This is a genomic window from Achromobacter sp. 18P8.1.1 (genome assembly GCF_057799415.1).
Window position 1 is genome coordinate 13,332 of sequence record NZ_JBYOKH010000001.1, and the last position, 16,350, is coordinate 29,681.

General features: G+C 65.5%; 15 protein-coding genes. 9 read left to right on the forward strand and 6 right to left on the reverse strand.

What is annotated here, in order from left to right:
* The first annotated feature begins 3 nt into the window (after nucleotides 1-3).
* The 4 genes from AC27VE_RS00075 to AC27VE_RS00090 all read left to right on the forward strand — a co-directional run bounded on the left by AC27VE_RS00075 (nucleotide 4) and on the right by AC27VE_RS00090 (nucleotide 4,431).
* Nucleotides 4-1,413 (forward strand): sensor histidine kinase N-terminal domain-containing protein, encoded by a 1,410-nt coding sequence (locus AC27VE_RS00075; protein ID WP_488702752.1) that lies wholly within the window; start codon nucleotides 4-6, stop codon nucleotides 1,411-1,413.
* Entirely contained in the window at nucleotides 1,403-2,506 is a 1,104-nt protein-coding gene (locus AC27VE_RS00080) for an ABC transporter substrate-binding protein (protein WP_488702753.1), read from the forward strand. The genes AC27VE_RS00075 and AC27VE_RS00080 overlap by 11 nt, the downstream gene beginning before the upstream one ends.
* Before the next feature lie 293 nt (nucleotides 2,507-2,799).
* Nucleotides 2,800-3,885: a LuxR family transcriptional regulator gene (locus AC27VE_RS00085; protein WP_488702754.1), complete on the forward strand. Its 1,086-nt coding sequence runs from the start codon at nucleotides 2,800-2,802 to the stop codon at nucleotides 3,883-3,885.
* A 213-nt stretch (nucleotides 3,886-4,098) separates the two neighbouring features.
* Entirely contained in the window at nucleotides 4,099-4,431 is a 333-nt protein-coding gene (locus AC27VE_RS00090; protein WP_488702755.1) for a DUF4148 domain-containing protein, read from the forward strand.
* A gap of 25 nt (nucleotides 4,432-4,456) precedes the next feature.
* On the opposite strand, the gene AC27VE_RS00095 is transcribed toward AC27VE_RS00090, so the two are convergent.
* The 6 genes from AC27VE_RS00095 to AC27VE_RS00120 all read right to left on the reverse strand — a co-directional run bounded on the left by AC27VE_RS00095 (nucleotide 4,457) and on the right by AC27VE_RS00120 (nucleotide 10,643).
* Entirely contained in the window at nucleotides 4,457-5,506 is a 1,050-nt protein-coding gene (locus AC27VE_RS00095; protein WP_488702756.1) for a hypothetical protein, read from the reverse strand.
* A 79-nt stretch (nucleotides 5,507-5,585) separates the two neighbouring features.
* Nucleotides 5,586-7,724, reverse strand: coding sequence for a TonB-dependent receptor family protein (locus AC27VE_RS00100; protein ID WP_488702757.1), 2,139 nt, complete (start codon nucleotides 7,722-7,724; stop codon nucleotides 5,586-5,588).
* A 32-nt stretch (nucleotides 7,725-7,756) separates the two neighbouring features.
* The gene (locus AC27VE_RS00105; RefSeq protein WP_088587889.1) at nucleotides 7,757-8,200 is read right to left on the reverse strand and encodes a CopD family copper resistance protein; all 444 of its coding nucleotides are present in this window, start codon (nucleotides 8,198-8,200) and stop codon (nucleotides 7,757-7,759) included.
* Nucleotides 8,201-8,234: 34 nt separating this feature from the next.
* Nucleotides 8,235-8,861 (reverse strand): ATP-binding cassette domain-containing protein, encoded by a 627-nt coding sequence (locus tag AC27VE_RS00110; protein WP_488702758.1) that lies wholly within the window; start codon nucleotides 8,859-8,861, stop codon nucleotides 8,235-8,237.
* A gap of 1 nt (nucleotide 8,862) precedes the next feature.
* Nucleotides 8,863-9,642 (reverse strand): ABC transporter permease, encoded by a 780-nt coding sequence (locus tag AC27VE_RS00115; protein ID WP_088587887.1) that lies wholly within the window; start codon nucleotides 9,640-9,642, stop codon nucleotides 8,863-8,865.
* The gene (locus AC27VE_RS00120) at nucleotides 9,639-10,643 is read right to left on the reverse strand and encodes a substrate-binding domain-containing protein (protein ID WP_488702759.1); all 1,005 of its coding nucleotides are present in this window, start codon (nucleotides 10,641-10,643) and stop codon (nucleotides 9,639-9,641) included. Before AC27VE_RS00120 ends, AC27VE_RS00115 begins: the two co-directional genes overlap by 4 nt.
* Before the next feature lie 61 nt (nucleotides 10,644-10,704).
* Between AC27VE_RS00120 and AC27VE_RS00125 the strand changes: the two genes are divergently transcribed.
* From AC27VE_RS00125 to AC27VE_RS00145, 5 genes are all read left to right on the forward strand, one after another.
* Nucleotides 10,705-11,424, forward strand: coding sequence for a Crp/Fnr family transcriptional regulator (locus AC27VE_RS00125; RefSeq protein ID WP_488702760.1), 720 nt, complete (start codon nucleotides 10,705-10,707; stop codon nucleotides 11,422-11,424).
* Nucleotides 11,425-11,538: 114 nt separating this feature from the next.
* Complete coding sequence (locus tag AC27VE_RS00130) at nucleotides 11,539-12,246, forward strand: TehB-like domain-containing protein (RefSeq protein ID WP_488702761.1); 708 nt, start codon at nucleotides 11,539-11,541, stop codon at nucleotides 12,244-12,246.
* A 157-nt stretch (nucleotides 12,247-12,403) separates the two neighbouring features.
* A complete protein-coding gene (locus AC27VE_RS00135; RefSeq protein ID WP_488702892.1) occupies nucleotides 12,404-13,060 on the forward strand; it encodes a cysteine hydrolase family protein in 657 nt (218 codons plus the stop codon).
* A 293-nt stretch (nucleotides 13,061-13,353) separates the two neighbouring features.
* The gene (locus tag AC27VE_RS00140) at nucleotides 13,354-15,816 is read left to right on the forward strand and encodes a penicillin acylase family protein (protein ID WP_488702762.1); all 2,463 of its coding nucleotides are present in this window, start codon (nucleotides 13,354-13,356) and stop codon (nucleotides 15,814-15,816) included.
* Nucleotides 15,817-15,901: 85 nt separating this feature from the next.
* On the forward strand, nucleotides 15,902-16,333 hold the full coding sequence (locus AC27VE_RS00145; RefSeq protein WP_488702763.1) for a hypothetical protein: 432 nt from the start codon (nucleotides 15,902-15,904) through the stop codon (nucleotides 16,331-16,333).
* Nucleotides 16,334-16,350 lie beyond the last annotated feature (17 nt).

Genomic DNA, 16,350 nt, shown 5'->3' on the forward strand with positions numbered 1-16,350 from the left:
GCTGTGCAGCACCGCCGCCTCTCGGTCCGACGCCGGCTGCTGACCATGCTGCTGGCGCTTTTTGCCGTGGGCCTGGGCGCCCTCTATCTGCTGGTGCGCGGGTATGCGCAGCAGACTGCCGACACCACCTACGACCAATTGCTGCGCGCCTCCGTCCTGTCCATGGCCGACAGCCTGCAGCTGGTGCAGGGCGAATGGCAAATGGACATGCCGTATGCCGCGCTGGCGCTGCTGGAGCAAGCCCCGCGCGATCGCGTGTTCTATCGCGTGGCCGCCGGTGACGGCGCCCTGATCTCGGGCTATGGGGACCTGCCTGCCCCGGCCGGCGTGGACGCCGCCACCACCGCCGGCGTCCCCCAACTGTACGCAGCCGTCTACCAGGGCGAGCCCGTGCGCATTGCCTGGATGGCCCGCAAAGTTGCCGGCCCGCGCAACGCCGAGGTGGCCGTCATCCAGGTGGCACAGACCCGCGAGGCGCGCAATGCGCTGGCCCAGGGCATCCTCTGGCAAGGCACGCTGGCGTTGATGGGTTTCACCGCGGCGGCGCTGGCCCTGGCGTATTGGGGCCTGCAGCGCTCGTTGTCGCCCATCCAGCGCATTGAACGCGAACTTGCCGCCCGCAGCGCGTCGGACCTGCATCCCATCCACGCGCCCGTGCCTGAAGAGTTGGACAAGCTCGTCCACGCGCTGGATGGCTTCATGGCGCGCCTGTCGGACAACCTGGATACGCTGCGCCTGTTCATCGCCGAGGCCGCGCATCAACTGCGCACGCCGCTGGCCGCGCTGCACGCGCAGATGGAGGTGGCGCTGGATGAGGAAGACGCCGCCGAACAACGCCGCAGCCTGCTGGCCGTGCTGCGCAATGCGGAAAAGCTGTCGCGCCTGGTGAACCAGCTGTTAAGCGACGCCAGCGTCATCCACCGCAGCAACGTCAAACAGTTCCAACCGGTGAACCTGGCCGAGCTGCTGAGCCAGGCGGCCTACGACACCATCCCGCAAGCCGACCCCCAGCCCGACGTGCGCCTGCACCTGCCAGGCACGGCGGCGGGCGAAGCGCCCCACATCCAGGGCGACAGCCTGATGCTGCGCGAGGCCTTCAAGAACCTGATCGACAACGCGCTGCGCCACGGCGCCAGTCCCGACGGCCACATCGACATCCGCCTTGACCGCCACGACGCGTCCTGGCGGATTACCGTATCCGATCAGGGGCCAGGCATTCCGCCGGCCTTGGCCAACACCGCCTTTGAACGCTTTGCACGCGGCCCCAATCCCCGCACGCCCGGCGCCGGCCTTGGCCTGTCCATCATCAAACGCGTAGTGGACATCCATCACGGCAAGCTCAGCCTGAGCAACCGCGTGGGCGGCGGGTTGGACGCCGTCATCACCTTACCGGCCAGCCCCCATGATGCGTAGCGCCTTGTCATCCCTGCGCGGGTTCGGCCGCGGCCTGGTCACAATCGCCGCCTTGCTGCTGCTCCTGCCCACGGTGCAGGCCCAGGAAGCCAGCGGCGCGGGTCTCACGCTAGGGCCTGCCGACAGCAAGCACGTGCTGGTCCTGCACGCCTCCAACAGCGTGCAGGTGTTCAAAGGCGTGCTGGAAGACTTCAGCAGGCTGAACCCCATGATCCGCCTGGAATACACCGAACTGACCACGCAGGAGCTCTACGCTGAAACCGTGGCCCGTGGTCAGGCCGGCGCTGCCCGATCCGGCCCGGACCTGATCATCAGCAGCGCCATGGACTTGCAGACCAAGCTCGTCAACGACGGCTACGCGCAAGCCCATGTCTCGCCCGAGACGCGGTCGCTGCCCGCCTGGGCCAACTGGCGGGACGAGGTCTTCAGCATCGGCACCGATCCCATCGTGATGGTCTACAACACGCGCAAGCTCGACGCCGCCCGCGCTCCCCGCACCCGACGCGAACTGCTGTCCCTGCTGCAGGCCCCGGACCAGCCCCTGGCCGGCAGGATCTCGACTTACGACGTCCAGGGCAGCGGCATCGGTTACCTGGCTGCCACGCAGGACACCCGGTTGGACAGCATGGCCGGCGCGCTGCTGGCGGCGCTGGGCGCGAGCGGCGTCACCGTCCATCAATCCACCGAAGACGCCCTGGACAAGCTGGAGCGCGGCGATATCACGCTGGCCTACAACCTGCTGGAGTCCTACACCCGGCACCGCATCGACCAAGGCGCGCCGCTGGCGATCATCTACCCGCAGGACTACACGCTGATGCTGTCACGGTCGGCGGTCATTCCCAGGCAGGCGCCGCGCGCGGACCTGGGCGCCCTGCTTCTGGACTATCTGCTGTCGGCGCGCGGACAGGAAATGGTCGCGCGGCAATCCGGCATGCGGCCCGTCAGCGCATCCGTCGTCCCTGCGGCAGGCGTGCGTCCGATGGGCCTGGGCGTGGGATTGCTGGTGTATCTGGACCCCTTGAAAAAGCGCCATTTCCTGGACTTCTGGCGGGTCGCGGTATTGCCTTCTGCTGCGGCAAACGCCAAGCCTTAGGGCGCCTGCCTGCCCATCCGGTCGAAATGCCCCGGTGCGGCTGCACCACGCGTGGCACGAGGGGCATTTTTCCTGACCCCAGGGCGTAACGATTTTGTCCTTCGCCGCCATTTTGCGAGGATAATTTCCGCTTGGGTCCGCGGCGGCCGCTATCCATGCGCCCCACCCCGCCAACCCTTCCGCTCTGATCCGCAGCAGCCGAGCACCGCTTTGGTCCGAAGAGGCCGAAGCTCCCCACCAGCACCTGAGACACGTAGCAGCGTTTACGTTTGAACCAGCGTTGGAGGCACACCATGGCCGAGCATCAGATTGCTTTGCGGCGCGCGATCGACGCCGTGCATCACCTGACCGACCCCGAACCGCCCTGGCACGATATTTTGCGCACCGCCCGCGACCTGGTCGGCGCCGACAGCGGCACGCTGATCGTCTTCGATGCCCGCAACAAGCTGCTGAATCTGTCCGCCATCGGCTTTTCAGATGCGTGTTACGCCGACTACCAAGGCCATTACCACCGTTGCGACATCCTGGAACAGGACTCCCGGCAGGCCCCTGCCGGCACCTGGCTGGACACGGCGCAGATGTACAGCCCCGGCCAGCTGCAACGCACGGAGTTCTATACGGACTTCATGCTCAAGCACCGGATGGCGCAGATCCTGAGCCTGATCGTCGAGTCGAACACCGTGCTGCACGCCTCCATCGGATTCCAGCGCGCGACGGTCGACCCCAAAGCCAGTCAGCGCCTGCAGTCCGGTGATTTCGCCCAATACTTCCGCACGCTGCAAAGCCACCTCGCGCAGCGCGAAAAAGCGCTGGCCGTCGGCTGGCAATCCATTGAACGCGCCTTCTCGGAACTGGACGAAGCCATCTTGCTGATCAGCAAGGAATCCATGGTCAACGAGATGTCCGCGCTGGCGGTACGGTATCTGGACGACGCCCAAGGCTGGACGGTGCGCGGCGGCAAGCTGCGGCACGCCGACCACAAGGTGCAGCGCTTGTTCGACGCCAACTGCGCCGCAGCCGTCCGGGACGGCAAAACGCGGTCGCTGGCCACCGCGTCCGGCTGGGGAGAGTTCTTCTGGATCGACATCAGCCCCGCGCCTCACGCCTTGAATCTGATCGGCGGCAGGATGTTGCTGATCCGCATGCGTAAGAAAAGCGCCTTCGCGATGCCCGACGTCGCCAAGCTGGAATCCGTGTTTGCCATCACGCATGCCGAAGCGGCTGTCCTCGCTGGTCTTGCCGCCGGCCATAGCGTGGAAGAAGTCGCCACCCTGCGTCAGGCCTCGGTGCTGACGGTGCGCAAACAGGTTGCCTCCCTGCTCAGCAAGATGGAATGCAACCGGCAGGCGGAACTGGTGCGCTTAGCCTCCTTGCTGTAGGCCGCCCTGCCCGCCAAGCCAAACGGCCGCCGTCCAGACGCCTGCGGGCGTACCCAATTTTGAGTATGTGGCCTGCACCCATGCGGCCCTACGATGGGCCCGAAGCCATCAGAGAGGGGGCAATCCGGTCCCGCAGCGGTCCTTGCCCGAGCCTGCGCCCACGCATCCCGTCAAGGAAAAGCTGCGATCACGCTTGTCATCAAGGAGCACTTCATGAAGCCTATCCTGACCCTCCGCGCCGCCATCCCGGTGGCCTTGGCGGCCTTTGCGCTGCTGTCCGGCCCCGCCGCTGCACAAATGGGAGCCGCCCCCACCACCGCCACGCCCGAGCCGAACGTCGCCCTGAGCCGCGACGACGTCATGCGCGACCTGGCCGCCTGGAAGCAATCCGGCGTCGAAAGAAACTGGAATAGCGACAACACGCCGGATATCAACAGCCCGGAATACATCGACAGCTATAAAAAATACGTGGAAACGGTAAGGCCCGGCACCACCTCGTCGCAAATGCAGTCGCAATCGCAATCGCAAAACCCGGGCAAGTGGTGACACGTTTGCCTGCTGCCATGGGCGGTCAAGCCAGATAAGACGTCACCTCATCCGCCGTCAAATACCGCTTGAACGTCATCGACGGCTGCTGCGCGTCGTGGATGATGCCGTTGAATCCCGACCAATTGCGCTGGGTGCCCTCATCGGTCTCCAGCGCAACCAGCACCCGCTTTCCATGTTTGGCCATGTTGAGGCGCAACGCCGCTTCGCCCCAGGCCCACAGCATCGGCTGGACCAGTTCGCCGTCGGCATAGGCGCCGATCTGCAGCCATTGGAAGTCGGCGGTATCCCGCTCCATATCGGGCTGGCGCGGCGCGATGTCCCGCTTCACACCCAAGGCCTCGGCATGCTCGCCAATGATGATCTGCAGCAACGTGAAGGCGTGGAAGGTATTGTTGACGGCGTGGGCTTGCACGACGAAGCCGGATCGGGACGCAGGCATCACCACGATCAATTCGTCCAGGTAGCTGACTTGCGCCGCCATCCATAAATAATGCAGTTGCTCGAACGGCAGGCTGTCGTTGCTGGTGGCCATGGGGTGCAGCAACCCCATCAAGGCGTCGTCCGATACAAAGGCTTGATGGTTGCCCTGGTCGCGCATCAGCATCGTCATCATGGGCAAGACCAGGACGTCCACGGCTTGATGCAGGGCTTCGACCTGCCAGCGCTCGTCTTCGGCAACGGCGGCCATCTTCGCTTGCGCATCCGCCCAGGCCTGGCGGTCGGCTTCCTCGACCTCGTCATCGTCCGCTTCGACTTCCTGCGCGCAATAGGGCCGCAGGGTCTGCAGCCACTGGCTCAGCAGCGATTGCAACGTCGGAAAAAGAATGGCGGGATCGGCATCGTCTTCAACCAGGGACCCGCACATCAGCGCCAGGGCCGACGCGCGGTTGGGGTGCAGCCGGGGCAGCAGATCCACGCAGGTCTGCAGGGATGTGCTGGTGTGTGCCGCGTCCTGGGCGTGCACGTAAAACGCGCGAACCTCGGGGCGGTTGAAGAATTGCTCGAGCGAGTCCAGATCATCAGCGGTGAGGATCGGGGCGGTGAGCGCGGCGGCAAGATCTGCGATGGGCATGGGAAGGGCGGCAAGGGTTGGCGTGGTGCGAGCGCCGCCGGCACCAGCCCGCGCAGCCCGTCTTTGCCTGCAGTTTATTTCAGAACCGGTAGGCTACCCCCGCGCTCAGCGACCTGCCGTTGCCCGGCAGGAAAATGGGCATGGCCACCGTCGCCGTGTTGCGTATCGCATAACTGCTGGCGTACGTCTTGTCCGTCAGGTTGTCCGCCTGCACGTATCCGCTCCAGTGGGCGTCGTGCTCATACGCCACCTTGAAGCCCAGCAACGCATAGGCCTTCTGCTGCGTACCGGCGGCGTTGGCATGGTTGGTCTCGGTGTCGCTCATCAGCCAGCGCACATTCGGCCCCACGCGCCAGCCCCCCTTGCGGTACATCACTTCGGCGCTGAGCAGATGGCGCGGCACGCCGGCAATGCGGTTGCCCTGGTATTCGCCGGAGCGGAAGCGGAAGTCGCTGAACGTGTAGGCCACGCGGTAATCGAGCAAGCCGTCGCCCGGCGCGGGCAGACTGCCGTAGAGACCGGCTTCGATGCCCTGGTGCCGGGTCTGGCCGCCATAGTTGTAGGTGCCGGCCGGAGTACCGTTGGCGTTGGTGACGGACATGAGTTCATCGTCCACCTTGCTGCGGTACAGCGACACCGTCCAATGTTGCTCGCGGCCGGCCTGGTTGAAGGCGCCGTCGCCGCCCAATTCGTAGGTCAGCGCGCGTTGCAAATCCAGCTTGCTCATCGACGTGACGGCGGTAGCGGGATTCATGGGCGCGGGCACCTCGCCGTTGACGATTTCCCAGAACGTGGGCGCCTCATTGCTGCGGCTGACGTTGGCATACCACCGCTGCGCGGTGGCCGGCTGCCATACGATGCCCAGGCGCGGGGTGGCGTAGCTCCAGTCCTGGTCCAGGGTCTTGCCCGTGTTGCGCTCGCGGGCATCGCGCACCGCCTGGGTGTATTTCAGGTCGCCGACCAGGCTGAGTTGCTGCGTCACATGCCAATCCAGGCCGACCAGGGCGCTGCGGTTTTCCGCTTGCAGGTCGTAGGCGCCGAAGCGCTGCAGGCGCCTGCCGTCGGCGGGGCGAATGGCGTAGAAGTCGCGGTCCATATCGCTGCGTTGCCAGTCGAGAGCGACGCGGTAGTCGACGTTGCCGGCCTTGCCCGCCAACTTCCACAACAGGCCATAGGTATCACCGTCGGTCACGTTCGCGACCTGCGGATTGGTGAAGTCGTCATCGGTGCGCTGCCAGTACAGGCCAACGGTCTGGTTAAGGGCATCACTGCCCCAATAGCTGCGGTTGGCAAGGCGGAACTGGCTGGTGTCCCGATGCGGATCACGCTTATAGACGTTGTTGCTCAGATCCAGCGGCGAATCGCCGTCGCCCAACACGCCGCGCGGATCCTCGTACATGCGCGCTTTGGGCAGGGGCTGGGGGATGTCGAACTTGAGGTCGGTATATGACAGGTACGTGCGGTTCTCGAACGTGCCACGGCGGAATCCCAGGTTGCCCTGGAAGCTGGACCGCTCGGACGCGGAATGATGGCGGTAACCATCGGATTTGTCGTAGCCGAAGCTGATACGGCCGTCCATGCGTTCGTCTTCGAATCCCTTCGAGAGCGCGAGGTTGCGCGTGCCGAAGCTGCCGCCTCCCAAGCGGATCACATCGCTCTGGGTGCCCACCAGTGACTGGAAATCGACTTCGCCGCCCAGCGTGCTGGCGCCGGGCGACAGCGCATTGGCGCCGCGCCGCACGGTGACCAGGCCGGCATTGCGGGGCTCCAGCAAACTGATGATGAACGAGCCGTCGGCGTCATTGAGCGGTACGCCATCCTGCATCAGCAGGATGCCGCGGCTTAACGGATTGCTCTGAATGCCGGAACCGCGGATGTTCAAGCGCGGTTGGTCCAAGCCGCCGAAGAATTCCTGCACGATGACGCCGGGTTGATAGTCCAGGGCATCGCGTAAGGTGACAAGGCGCACCTCCTGCTGAGGTTCGATCAGGTTGGTGCCGCCTGGCACGGCCTGCAGGACTTGCCTGACTTGCTGCGGGCCGGGATCGAGGGCCTGCGTCAGGGTTTGGCCGGAGACGACCACGGGGGCTAGCGAGGGCACGGGTTGGCTGGCCGGCGCCGGGGCGATGGGCGCGGCCTCCTGGGCGAAGGCCACGGACAAGCCGAGGGCGCTGAGCGTGAGGCTGGACGCCAATTGGCGCAAGACGGGGGACGTCATGACAGTACTTCCGCGAAAGCTGAATGGCTGGATTACCAGGACAGATGGAACATGGCTTTGGCCAGCAAGACGATGCCGACCATGTGACAGAAAACGCTGATGTGCACGCGCCGGCGCAACACGCTGTGCAAGCGCTGGCGGCGCGCCAATGTCATCGCAACGACGACGTGGATCAGCACGCTGGCGGCCAACGCGATCTTGATGGACAGCAATAGCGCGAAGGAAGAACTGCCGGGGCTGGCGAGCGCGCCGCGGTATTGCCAGGCCATGCCCAGGCCGGCCGCATACAGCACCAGCACCGCCCACGGCACCACGGCGCGCACGCGGGGCCCAAGCTGGCTGCCCAGCGCCTTGCGCACGTCAGCGGGCAAGCGCTTCTGCACAGGTTCCAGGAACAGCACTTCGAAAGTGACGGTGCCCACGAAGACAAACGCGGCGAACAGGTGCAGGACAAGCAGCAAGGGATAAGTGTTCATGGCTAAGGTCCAAGGAAAGAAGACAGGCGAGCGGTCACGATTGAAGAGCACCGTCGAACGCGATCGGCGTGACGCCCCCCCGGTCCACCATGACGCAGCGGTCGACCAGCCCCCGCAGGTCCTCGGGGTCGTGGCTGATGCACAACAGGGCAGCGCCGCTGCGGGCGATTTCCTCGCGGCAGCAAGCGGCAAGCTCCCGGCGCAGGGCGGGATCCAGTGCGCTGAACGGTTCGTCCAGCATCAGCAGATCGGGCGCAAGGGCCAGGGCGCGAGCCAGCGCCACGCGTTGCGCCATGCCGCCGGAAAGCTCGCCGGGCCAGGCCTGCATGGCGGCGTCCAAGCCAACGCGGGCCAGCCACTGCTGGGCCAACGCACGGGCCTCGGCCGGCGGGTATCCAGCGCCCCGCAGCGGCAGGACGACGTTGTCCAGCGCATGGCGCCATGGCAGCAGGCGGGGCTCCTGGAACATCAGGACCGGATGCCGGAAGGCATTGCGCACCGCTCCGCTGCTGGGGGGGACCAGTCCGGCGGCCAGACGCAGCAGGCTGCTCTTGCCGGCGCCGCTGGGCCCGATCAGACCCAGGCGCTCGCCTGGGCGCAAGCGCAGATTGACGTCGTGCAGCACGGTGAGTGCGCCGTAGCGCAGGGATAGGGATTGCATCTCAAGCACGGCTGGACTCCATCCACCGGCCCAACCGGCGCTGCAAAGGCTGCAGGAAGGCGAATTCCAGCACCGCCACCAGGCCCAGGATCAGCAGCACCCACGCGAACAGTTCCGCGGTGTCGAAGGTGCTGCGCGCGTTGGCCAGCGCGTAACCCACGCCGTTTTCGGCGCCCAGCACTTCCGCCATGACCACCAGCCGCACGCCGCCGCAAGCAGCAATCAGCAAGGCGGCCAGGAGCGGGGCGCTAAGCGCGGGCAAATACAGATGGCGCAGGCGCAGCCAGCGGCCGTAGCGATAGACGTGGGTCATCTCGATAAGATTCCTGTCCACATGCAGCATGCCCTTGACGGTATTGACGTACATGCCGGGCGCCATCATCAGCGTGGTGATGAAGATCACCATCGGTGAACCCAGGCCGAACCACAACATGGCCAGCACCACGATCACGACGGGCGGCATGGCCATCAGCAACCAACGCAGCGGTTCGATCAATCCGCGCAAGCGGGCGCTGTGCCCGGCCAGCACCCCCGCCGTGAAGCCGAGGGAGGCGCCCGCCAGCACGCCAACGCCGATGCGCATCAAACTGACGCCCGCATTGGCGAAAAACTGCGGGCTTTGCACCAGCGGGACGATGGCGCATAGCGCTTCCCACGGCGTCGCCATCAGCAACGGCCCAAGCTGGCGCGCGGCCACATGCCAGGCCAGCACGATCAGCAATACGCCGACGGCGCTCCAGGTGCGCGAAGTACGCGCCGGCACGGCAGGCACGGGGCTCATGGTCCGTAGAAACCAATGGGAGGCAGCTTGCCGCCGATGGCCTGCGGGAAACGGCCGGCCAACAAGCGGTACAGGGCCTCGAGTTCGGGGCGCGCATCCTGGGCGCTACGGCTTTCCAGGCGCGTCGCAAGAATGGCGTTCTCGATCGCCGGCTGAGGCAAATGCGGCAGATACCCGCGGACCAACGCGGCGCACTCGGCGGGGTACGCGACGCACCAGCGCGCCGATGCGGCATAGGCCTGTTCCACGGCAAGGCACAGCTCCGCGTTGCCTGCGACACCGGCGGCAGCCATCACGCCTGCCTGCGGCAGCGAAGGCTGCGCGGGAAAAGCAGTGCGCCAGGCCTGTTCCAGGCTTTGGCCGCGATGGAGTGCCGGAGCACGCTCGGTCTGTTGCGCCCGCCACAACAGCAGCGACGCCATCGGTTCGACCAGCAGCGCCTGGCTGGCCTGGCCGTCCAGCATCAACGCGATCGCGTCCTGGCCGTCGCGCGTGTGGCGCAGCGCCACAGGCGCCATGCCGCGTTCGGCATGGGCAGCAAGCAAGGTATCCAGCAACACGGCCGGCAAGTCGCGCTGAAAGGGCACCAACAAGTCACGGCCGGCCAGGTCGTCGAAGGTCTGCACGGCCGGATCGCGGCTGACCAGCCAAAGAATCCCCCACACTGAAATGTTCAACAGCCGCACCGGCATGCCACGGTTGTGCAGCAAGGCGGGCAGCGTGCTGGGCGCCGCGCTGAAATCCAGGTCTCCGTTGACCAGCAGCGTGCGCAATTGGTCCGGCGTTTGCCACAGTCGGAAGCGCACTTGCTCGGTGTGGGCGGCCAGTGCCCCCGTGGCCGCCATGTGCATCAACGGGTAGCTGACCACGGCAGCGGGGCCAGCCAGTGTCAGCGTCGCAGGGCGTCGCGTTGGCGACGCGCGTACGATGGGCAGGCCGGACAGCAGCGCCGTGCCCAGGGCCGCCCCGCAGAATCGGCGGCGCATATGCGAGTTTGTCATTAAATATCAAATACGAATTGTTATCATTTAAGATTCTCGCATTCATGTTGAAAGACCCAGAATGACAAATATCAATCTGCCCGGGCCGGCCGCCCTCGCCTTGCTGGCAGGTCATCCGCTGCTGCAGGGCCTGCCTCCCGGCACGGGCCCGGAAGTCGCCGCGGAGTTGTTGCGCGGCGCCATGGCCTTGCGCGCCGACGCGGGGCAAGTCCTGTTCGGCGAAGGCGACGAAGCCCTCTACTATCTGTTGATCGAAAGCGGCCAGGCCGAGGTCATGCGCTACAGCTACAACGGCGACGAGCGCGTGTTCCGCGTGTTCGAGCCTGGCCAGTTGATGGCCGAGGCGGCCATGTTCATGCCGCATGGCCGTTACCCCATGCAGGCGCGCGCCCGCACCCTGCTGCAGGGCTGGCGGCTAAGCCGGCACCAATTGCACGAGGCATGCAGGCGTTGGCCGGACCTGGCGCTCAAGCTGTTGGCCGGCCTTAGCAAAAGCCTGTACGACCAGGTCAACAAGGTGGACTGGATGACGTCCAGCTCCGCGCCCGAACGTCTGGCCAACTACTTGATGGGGCTGCGCGAGCGCCAGGGCGACGCCCTGACGTTGCCGCTGAACCAGCGCCAGTTGGCCGCGCACCTGGGCATCCGGGCCGAAACCCTGAGCCGCCTGCTCAATGACTGGCAGACGCAGGGCTACATCAGCGGACAGCGCCGCCAATGGGCCGTGCGCGACCCGGCCCATCTGGCCAAGCTGGCGACGACAGCGAAACGGCCGTTTTGAGTCGCGGGCGACGCGCATCGCGGCAAGGGATCGCGCACCTCCAATGACTTTCGTCATCGGCGCCCTACCCGCCCGCGCCGCACAATGCAGGCCAGTCCTTTCCCCTGGCTCGCCATGCCCGTCTCCGACTTCCCTCCAACGCCTGAGCAGGCGGCCCCTCCCTTCACCGAAGCAGACATCCGGCAACTGGTGCACCGCTTTTACGCCAAGGTGCGCCAAGACGATGCGCTGGGACCCATTTTCAACGCCCGGGTCGCGGATTGGGACCTGCACCTGGACATGCTGTGCGACTTCTGGTCGTCGCTGCTGCTGGGCACGCGTCGCTTCAAGGGCGCGCCCATCCCGGCGCATGCGCGGATCCCGGATCTGTCCTGGCCGCTGTTCCAGCGCTGGCTTGCCTTGTTCCACGGCGTCACCGCCGAACTTGGCATCCCGGCCCTGCAAACACAGGCCGACGCCATGGCCGAGCGCATTGCCGCCAAGCTCTGGAGCATCTGGCAGCAGCGGCAGGCCCCAACGCCCCCCGCCCTGCCGAACACCTTGCCTGACGGCGTGCGGCCTTATCGTGACAGCCCGATGTTCACGCCGGACAACCTGCCGGCCAGCCTGCAAACGGCGCATGCAACCAAAGCCGGTACCTGGGGTTTGCTGACCGTGCATGCCGGCCTGCTGCGCTACACGCAGGATGATCCGCCGCACGCCCAGGTGGTGCTGGCTGCCGGACAACAGGTGCTGATCCAGCCGCAGGCGCGGCACCATGTGGCGTTTGAACTGCCGGGAAGCTTCCAGATCACATTCTGCCGGGCCGAGGACGCCGAATAGCGATAGTCTGACGACTGTCGCGCCGACAACAAACCGCGCACACAGGTCCCTGACAGATGCGCCATGCCTGACGAGGGGCGTGGTAGATTCAATCGTCTTTCCTACCGCGGACCTTCTCATGTCGCCTTCCATGGAACCCAGACCGGCCGGTTCGGCTATGCAGGAACCCGACGGGGAAGACACGGTCGCGGGACGGCGTGCAGACGGACAACTCCCGGCGCTCGTGCCGGCGCGGACCGCGTTGCTGGTCATGCATTACCAGACCGATATCCTTGGGCTCTTCCCCTCGGTCGCCCCCGCCCTGCTTGCCAACACGCGCAGCCTGTGTGATGCGGCCCGGCAAACCGGCGTCAGCGTCTATTTCGCCAATATCCAGTTCAGCCCCGGCTATCCCGAAGTCAGCCCCTTGAACAAGAACGGGCAAGGAATCAAGCAGCTGGGGCTCTTCGTGGGCGACCAAGTCTCTCCGGAACTCGGCAGGCAGGCCAGCGAACCACTCATCATCGCGCATCGCGCCAGCGTGTTCTTCGGCACCGACCTGCAGGTCCGGCTTTCCGCGCAAGGTATCGATACGTTGATGATGGTGGGGATCGCGTCAACCGGCGTCGTGCTGTCGTCGGTGGCGTACGCCAGCGATGCGGACTTCCGCCTGCTGACGGTCAAGGACTGCTGCTACGACCCCGATCAGGTGGTGCATGACCACCTTTTTGCGACGGCGTTCGCGTCGCGCACGACGGTGCTGTCGCTGGCCGACGCCTTGTCATGGCTCGACCGACCATCCACGCGGCCCGGCCATGATTTCGATCCCACGTAGCGTGTTGCGTAGACGCGCCCGGACCGGCTAAATAAGTATCAAACTGCAATTTCCCTTCCGAGGGTTCATGCCGCCCGTTCTGACCGGCAACGACGCCCCGAGTCCGGCTGGCGAGAAACGGCGACCATGCCCCCGCATTTCTCCGTGTTACAAGCTTTCCCAAATTTCATCAAATAAAACACCTCTGCCGCCACGCCTGATTTAGTTGTATGGCTTGCTTGCACGGACATCCGGCGGCACGACGCTCCGGGGCCCGCAGGCGAATACAAAAGCTATAAACCGGAGGAGGAGCCATGCGTTTTCTTAATCGCAGGATCGCCGCATTGCTGGCGAGTGGGCTGATTGTCGTACTGGCCGGCTGCGCCGCGCCCGGCGGCAAGAACGACACCATCGATATGGCTGGGCTGTCCCAGCCCGTGGATATCGTCAGGGACAAGCACGGCGTGTCCCACATTTATGCGCAGAACCAGAATGACCTGTTCTTCGCCCAGGGCTTTACCGCTGCGCGCGACCGCTTGTGGCAGCTGGATCTGTGGCGCCGCCAGGGTGAAGGCAAGATGGCCGAACAGTTCGGGCCGCGCTTCATAGAACAGGATCGCGCCGCGCGCCTGTTCCTCTTCCGTGGCGACATGCAGGCCGAATTCGCCAGTTACCACCCTGAAGGCAAGGCCATCCTGACCGCGTTCGCCAACGGCATCAACGCCTATGTGAACTGGGTGAAGGCCAATCCGGAGCAACTGCCGCCGGAATTCAAGCTGACCGGCACCGAACCCGGATACTGGAGCCCCGAGACCTCGCTGATCCGCATCTACGCGCTGACGCGCAACGTCAACGAGGAAGTCAAGATGGCGCAGCAGGTCGCCAGCTTGGGGCTGAACAACGTGCAGGGGCTGAGCACGTTCGAGCCGCCCTTGGCGCTGCAGGTGCCGGCGGGCCTGGACGTGCGCCAGATCGACAAGACGGTACTTGCCAACTACACGCTGGCGCGCGACGGCCAGAAATTCGTCGCGGCCGACTTCCCACGCAGTCCGTTGGCGGAAGATGAACGGGCGAAGCTCGCCAGCGCCTTGTCGGAAAACAGGCTGGCATCGCTGGACGCGGATTTCGATCCGATGGCGACCCGCTATGAGAGCAACAACTGGACAATCGGCGGCCAGCGCACCGCCAGCGGCAAGCCCATCCTGGCCGGCGACCCACACCGGTCCATCACGATGCCGTCCCTGCGCTACATGGTGCACTTGAACGCGCCGGGCTGGAACGTGATCGGCGCCGGAGAACCCGCGCTGCCGGGCGTGTCCATGGGCCACAACGACCGCATCGCCTTCGGCCTGACCATCTTCGCATTCGGGGACGAAGAAGACCTTTACGTCTATGACACCAACCCAGCCAATCCCGGCGAATACCGCTACCAGGGCGGCTGGGAAAAGATGCGCCAGGTTGACGAGTCCATCCCCGTGCGCGGCGCAACGCCCGCCGTCCGCAACCTGAAATTCACACGCCACGGCCCGGTGATCCACGAAGACCTGGTGCGTCACAAGGCCTATGCCTTGCGCGCGGCTTATCTGGAATACCCGGGAACCGCCGCTTATCTGGCCAGCCTGCGGCTGAATCAGGCGCAGAACTGGAACGAGTTCGTCGCCGGCATGGAAAAGCACTACACGCCCAGTGAAAACATGGTGTATGCCGACGTGGACGGCAACATCGGCTGGTTTGGCGGCAGCATCGCGCCGATCCGTCCGCGCGGCGACTGGTCAGGCATGTTGCCGGTGCCGGGCAACGGCGATTTCGAATGGCGCGGCATCCTGCCGGGCAGCGCGCTGCCCCGGGCATTCAACCCGCCCGAAGGCTATGTGGCGACCGCCAACGAGTACAACCTGCCCGCCGACTTCGCCTACAAGGAAATGTCGGCACGCACGTGGGCCGAACCCTACCGCGTGCAGCGCATCCGCGAGGTGCTGGCCGACGGTAAAGGCCTGACGGTGCAGCAGTCCCAGGACCTGCAATACGACAATCTGTCGATTCCCGCCCGCACGCTGCTGGGCTATGCCAAGTCCCTGAACGCCGCCGACCCCGCCTTGAATGACGCCCTGGGCCTGCTCAAGGACTGGGACGCCCGCATGGGCACCGAGTCGCGAGCCGCCTCGGTCTACGCGTTCTGGCTGCCCGAAGTCGTCAAGCGCGTGACGGATCTTTACGTGCCGGCAAACGGGCGCGCCGCCTTCGGCGAACTCTCCACCCGCAAAACGCTGGAAAAGCTGGCTACCCCCGATGCCGCGTTCGGCCCTCGGCCGGAGCAAGGGCGGGACGCGCTGCTGCTGCAGGCGCTGGCTGATGGGGTGACGAAGCTGCGCGCCACGCTGGGACCGGACTCGACGCAATGGCAATGGGGCAAGCTGCATCACATCCAGTTCGAGCACAGCCTGGCCAGCCTGCTGCCGCCCGACACGGCAAAGGCCTATGGCACCCCGCGCTATCCGGTGGGCGGCGACAACGACACGGTGCATCGCGGCACGTTCCGCAAGAGCGACTTCCGCCAGATCAGCGGCTCGTCGTACCGCCAGGTGATCGACGTGGCCAACTGGGATAACTCACGTGTCCAGAACGTGCCGGGGCAATCGGCCGATCCGCGCAGCCCGCATTATCAGGATCTGCTGAAGGGCTGGGCCACCGGGGAATACTTCCCCATGGCCTTCAGCCGCGCCAAGGTGGACAGCGAGCGCGCGGATACGCTGACGCTGCGGCCGTCCGGGAATTGAGAAGGCGGCATGACGGACCGGCGCTGGGCCGCGACGCAAGGACGATGTCGCGGCCCAGCGCTTTTCATCTTTTAATGGAGACCGCATGACCCAAAGAACGCTTACCGGCGCCCGACCCACCGAGCGCCGGCAACCCAGCGAACGGCGCTTCTGGTTCATCGTCCTGGCCGGCACGCTGGCCGCCCTCAGCTACGAAATCCTGGCCGTGCTGCAAGGCGATTTCTCGGCGGTGAAGAAACTGTTGCTGCCCGCGCTTCTACTGGCGTGGCTGTACCGCGGCAGCCCGTGGGCGCGCTGGATCTTGATGGCGCTGCTGCTGGGCTTCGGGGTCCTCAACCTGTACTTGGCGTTAGGGCTGCTGCAAGACGCCCCCGATCGCCTGCTGTACGTATCGATCTTCAGCGCCTTCATGATCGCGACGGGGCTGTACCTGGCGTTCGCCAAGCGGGATTTCGCCCGCTACTGCAGCTACGCCGCAGTGCGCGACGACCTGCGAGCCCGCGCAAAGCGGCGGTGACGCAGGAGTCCAGCGGG

What these genes read in the sequence shown, in the direction of transcription:
- AC27VE_RS00090 (WP_488702755.1), top strand. Translation starts at nt 4,099, where the DNA reads ATGAAGCCTATCCTGACCCTCCGCGCCGCCATCCCGGTGGCCTTGGCG.
- AC27VE_RS00145 (WP_488702763.1), top strand. Translation starts at nt 15,902, where the DNA reads ATGACCCAAAGAACGCTTACCGGCGCCCGACCCACCGAGCGCCGGCAA.
- AC27VE_RS00080 (WP_488702753.1), top strand. Translation starts at nt 1,403, where the DNA reads ATGATGCGTAGCGCCTTGTCATCCCTGCGCGGGTTCGGCCGCGGCCTG.
- AC27VE_RS00105 (WP_088587889.1), bottom strand. Translation starts at nt 8,200, where the DNA reads ATGAACACTTATCCCTTGCTGCTTGTCCTGCACCTGTTCGCCGCGTTT.
- AC27VE_RS00100 (WP_488702757.1), bottom strand. Translation starts at nt 7,724, where the DNA reads ATGACGTCCCCCGTCTTGCGCCAATTGGCGTCCAGCCTCACGCTCAGC.
- AC27VE_RS00125 (WP_488702760.1), top strand. Translation starts at nt 10,705, where the DNA reads ATGACAAATATCAATCTGCCCGGGCCGGCCGCCCTCGCCTTGCTGGCA.
- AC27VE_RS00115 (WP_088587887.1), bottom strand. Translation starts at nt 9,642, where the DNA reads ATGAGCCCCGTGCCTGCCGTGCCGGCGCGTACTTCGCGCACCTGGAGC.
- AC27VE_RS00110 (WP_488702758.1), bottom strand. Translation starts at nt 8,861, where the DNA reads ATGCAATCCCTATCCCTGCGCTACGGCGCACTCACCGTGCTGCACGAC.
- AC27VE_RS00120 (WP_488702759.1), bottom strand. Translation starts at nt 10,643, where the DNA reads ATGACAAACTCGCATATGCGCCGCCGATTCTGCGGGGCGGCCCTGGGC.
- AC27VE_RS00140 (WP_488702762.1), top strand. Translation starts at nt 13,354, where the DNA reads ATGCGTTTTCTTAATCGCAGGATCGCCGCATTGCTGGCGAGTGGGCTG.
- AC27VE_RS00135 (WP_488702892.1), top strand. Translation starts at nt 12,404, where the DNA reads ATGCAGGAACCCGACGGGGAAGACACGGTCGCGGGACGGCGTGCAGAC.
- AC27VE_RS00085 (WP_488702754.1), top strand. Translation starts at nt 2,800, where the DNA reads ATGGCCGAGCATCAGATTGCTTTGCGGCGCGCGATCGACGCCGTGCAT.
- AC27VE_RS00095 (WP_488702756.1), bottom strand. Translation starts at nt 5,506, where the DNA reads ATGCCCATCGCAGATCTTGCCGCCGCGCTCACCGCCCCGATCCTCACC.
- AC27VE_RS00130 (WP_488702761.1), top strand. Translation starts at nt 11,539, where the DNA reads ATGCCCGTCTCCGACTTCCCTCCAACGCCTGAGCAGGCGGCCCCTCCC.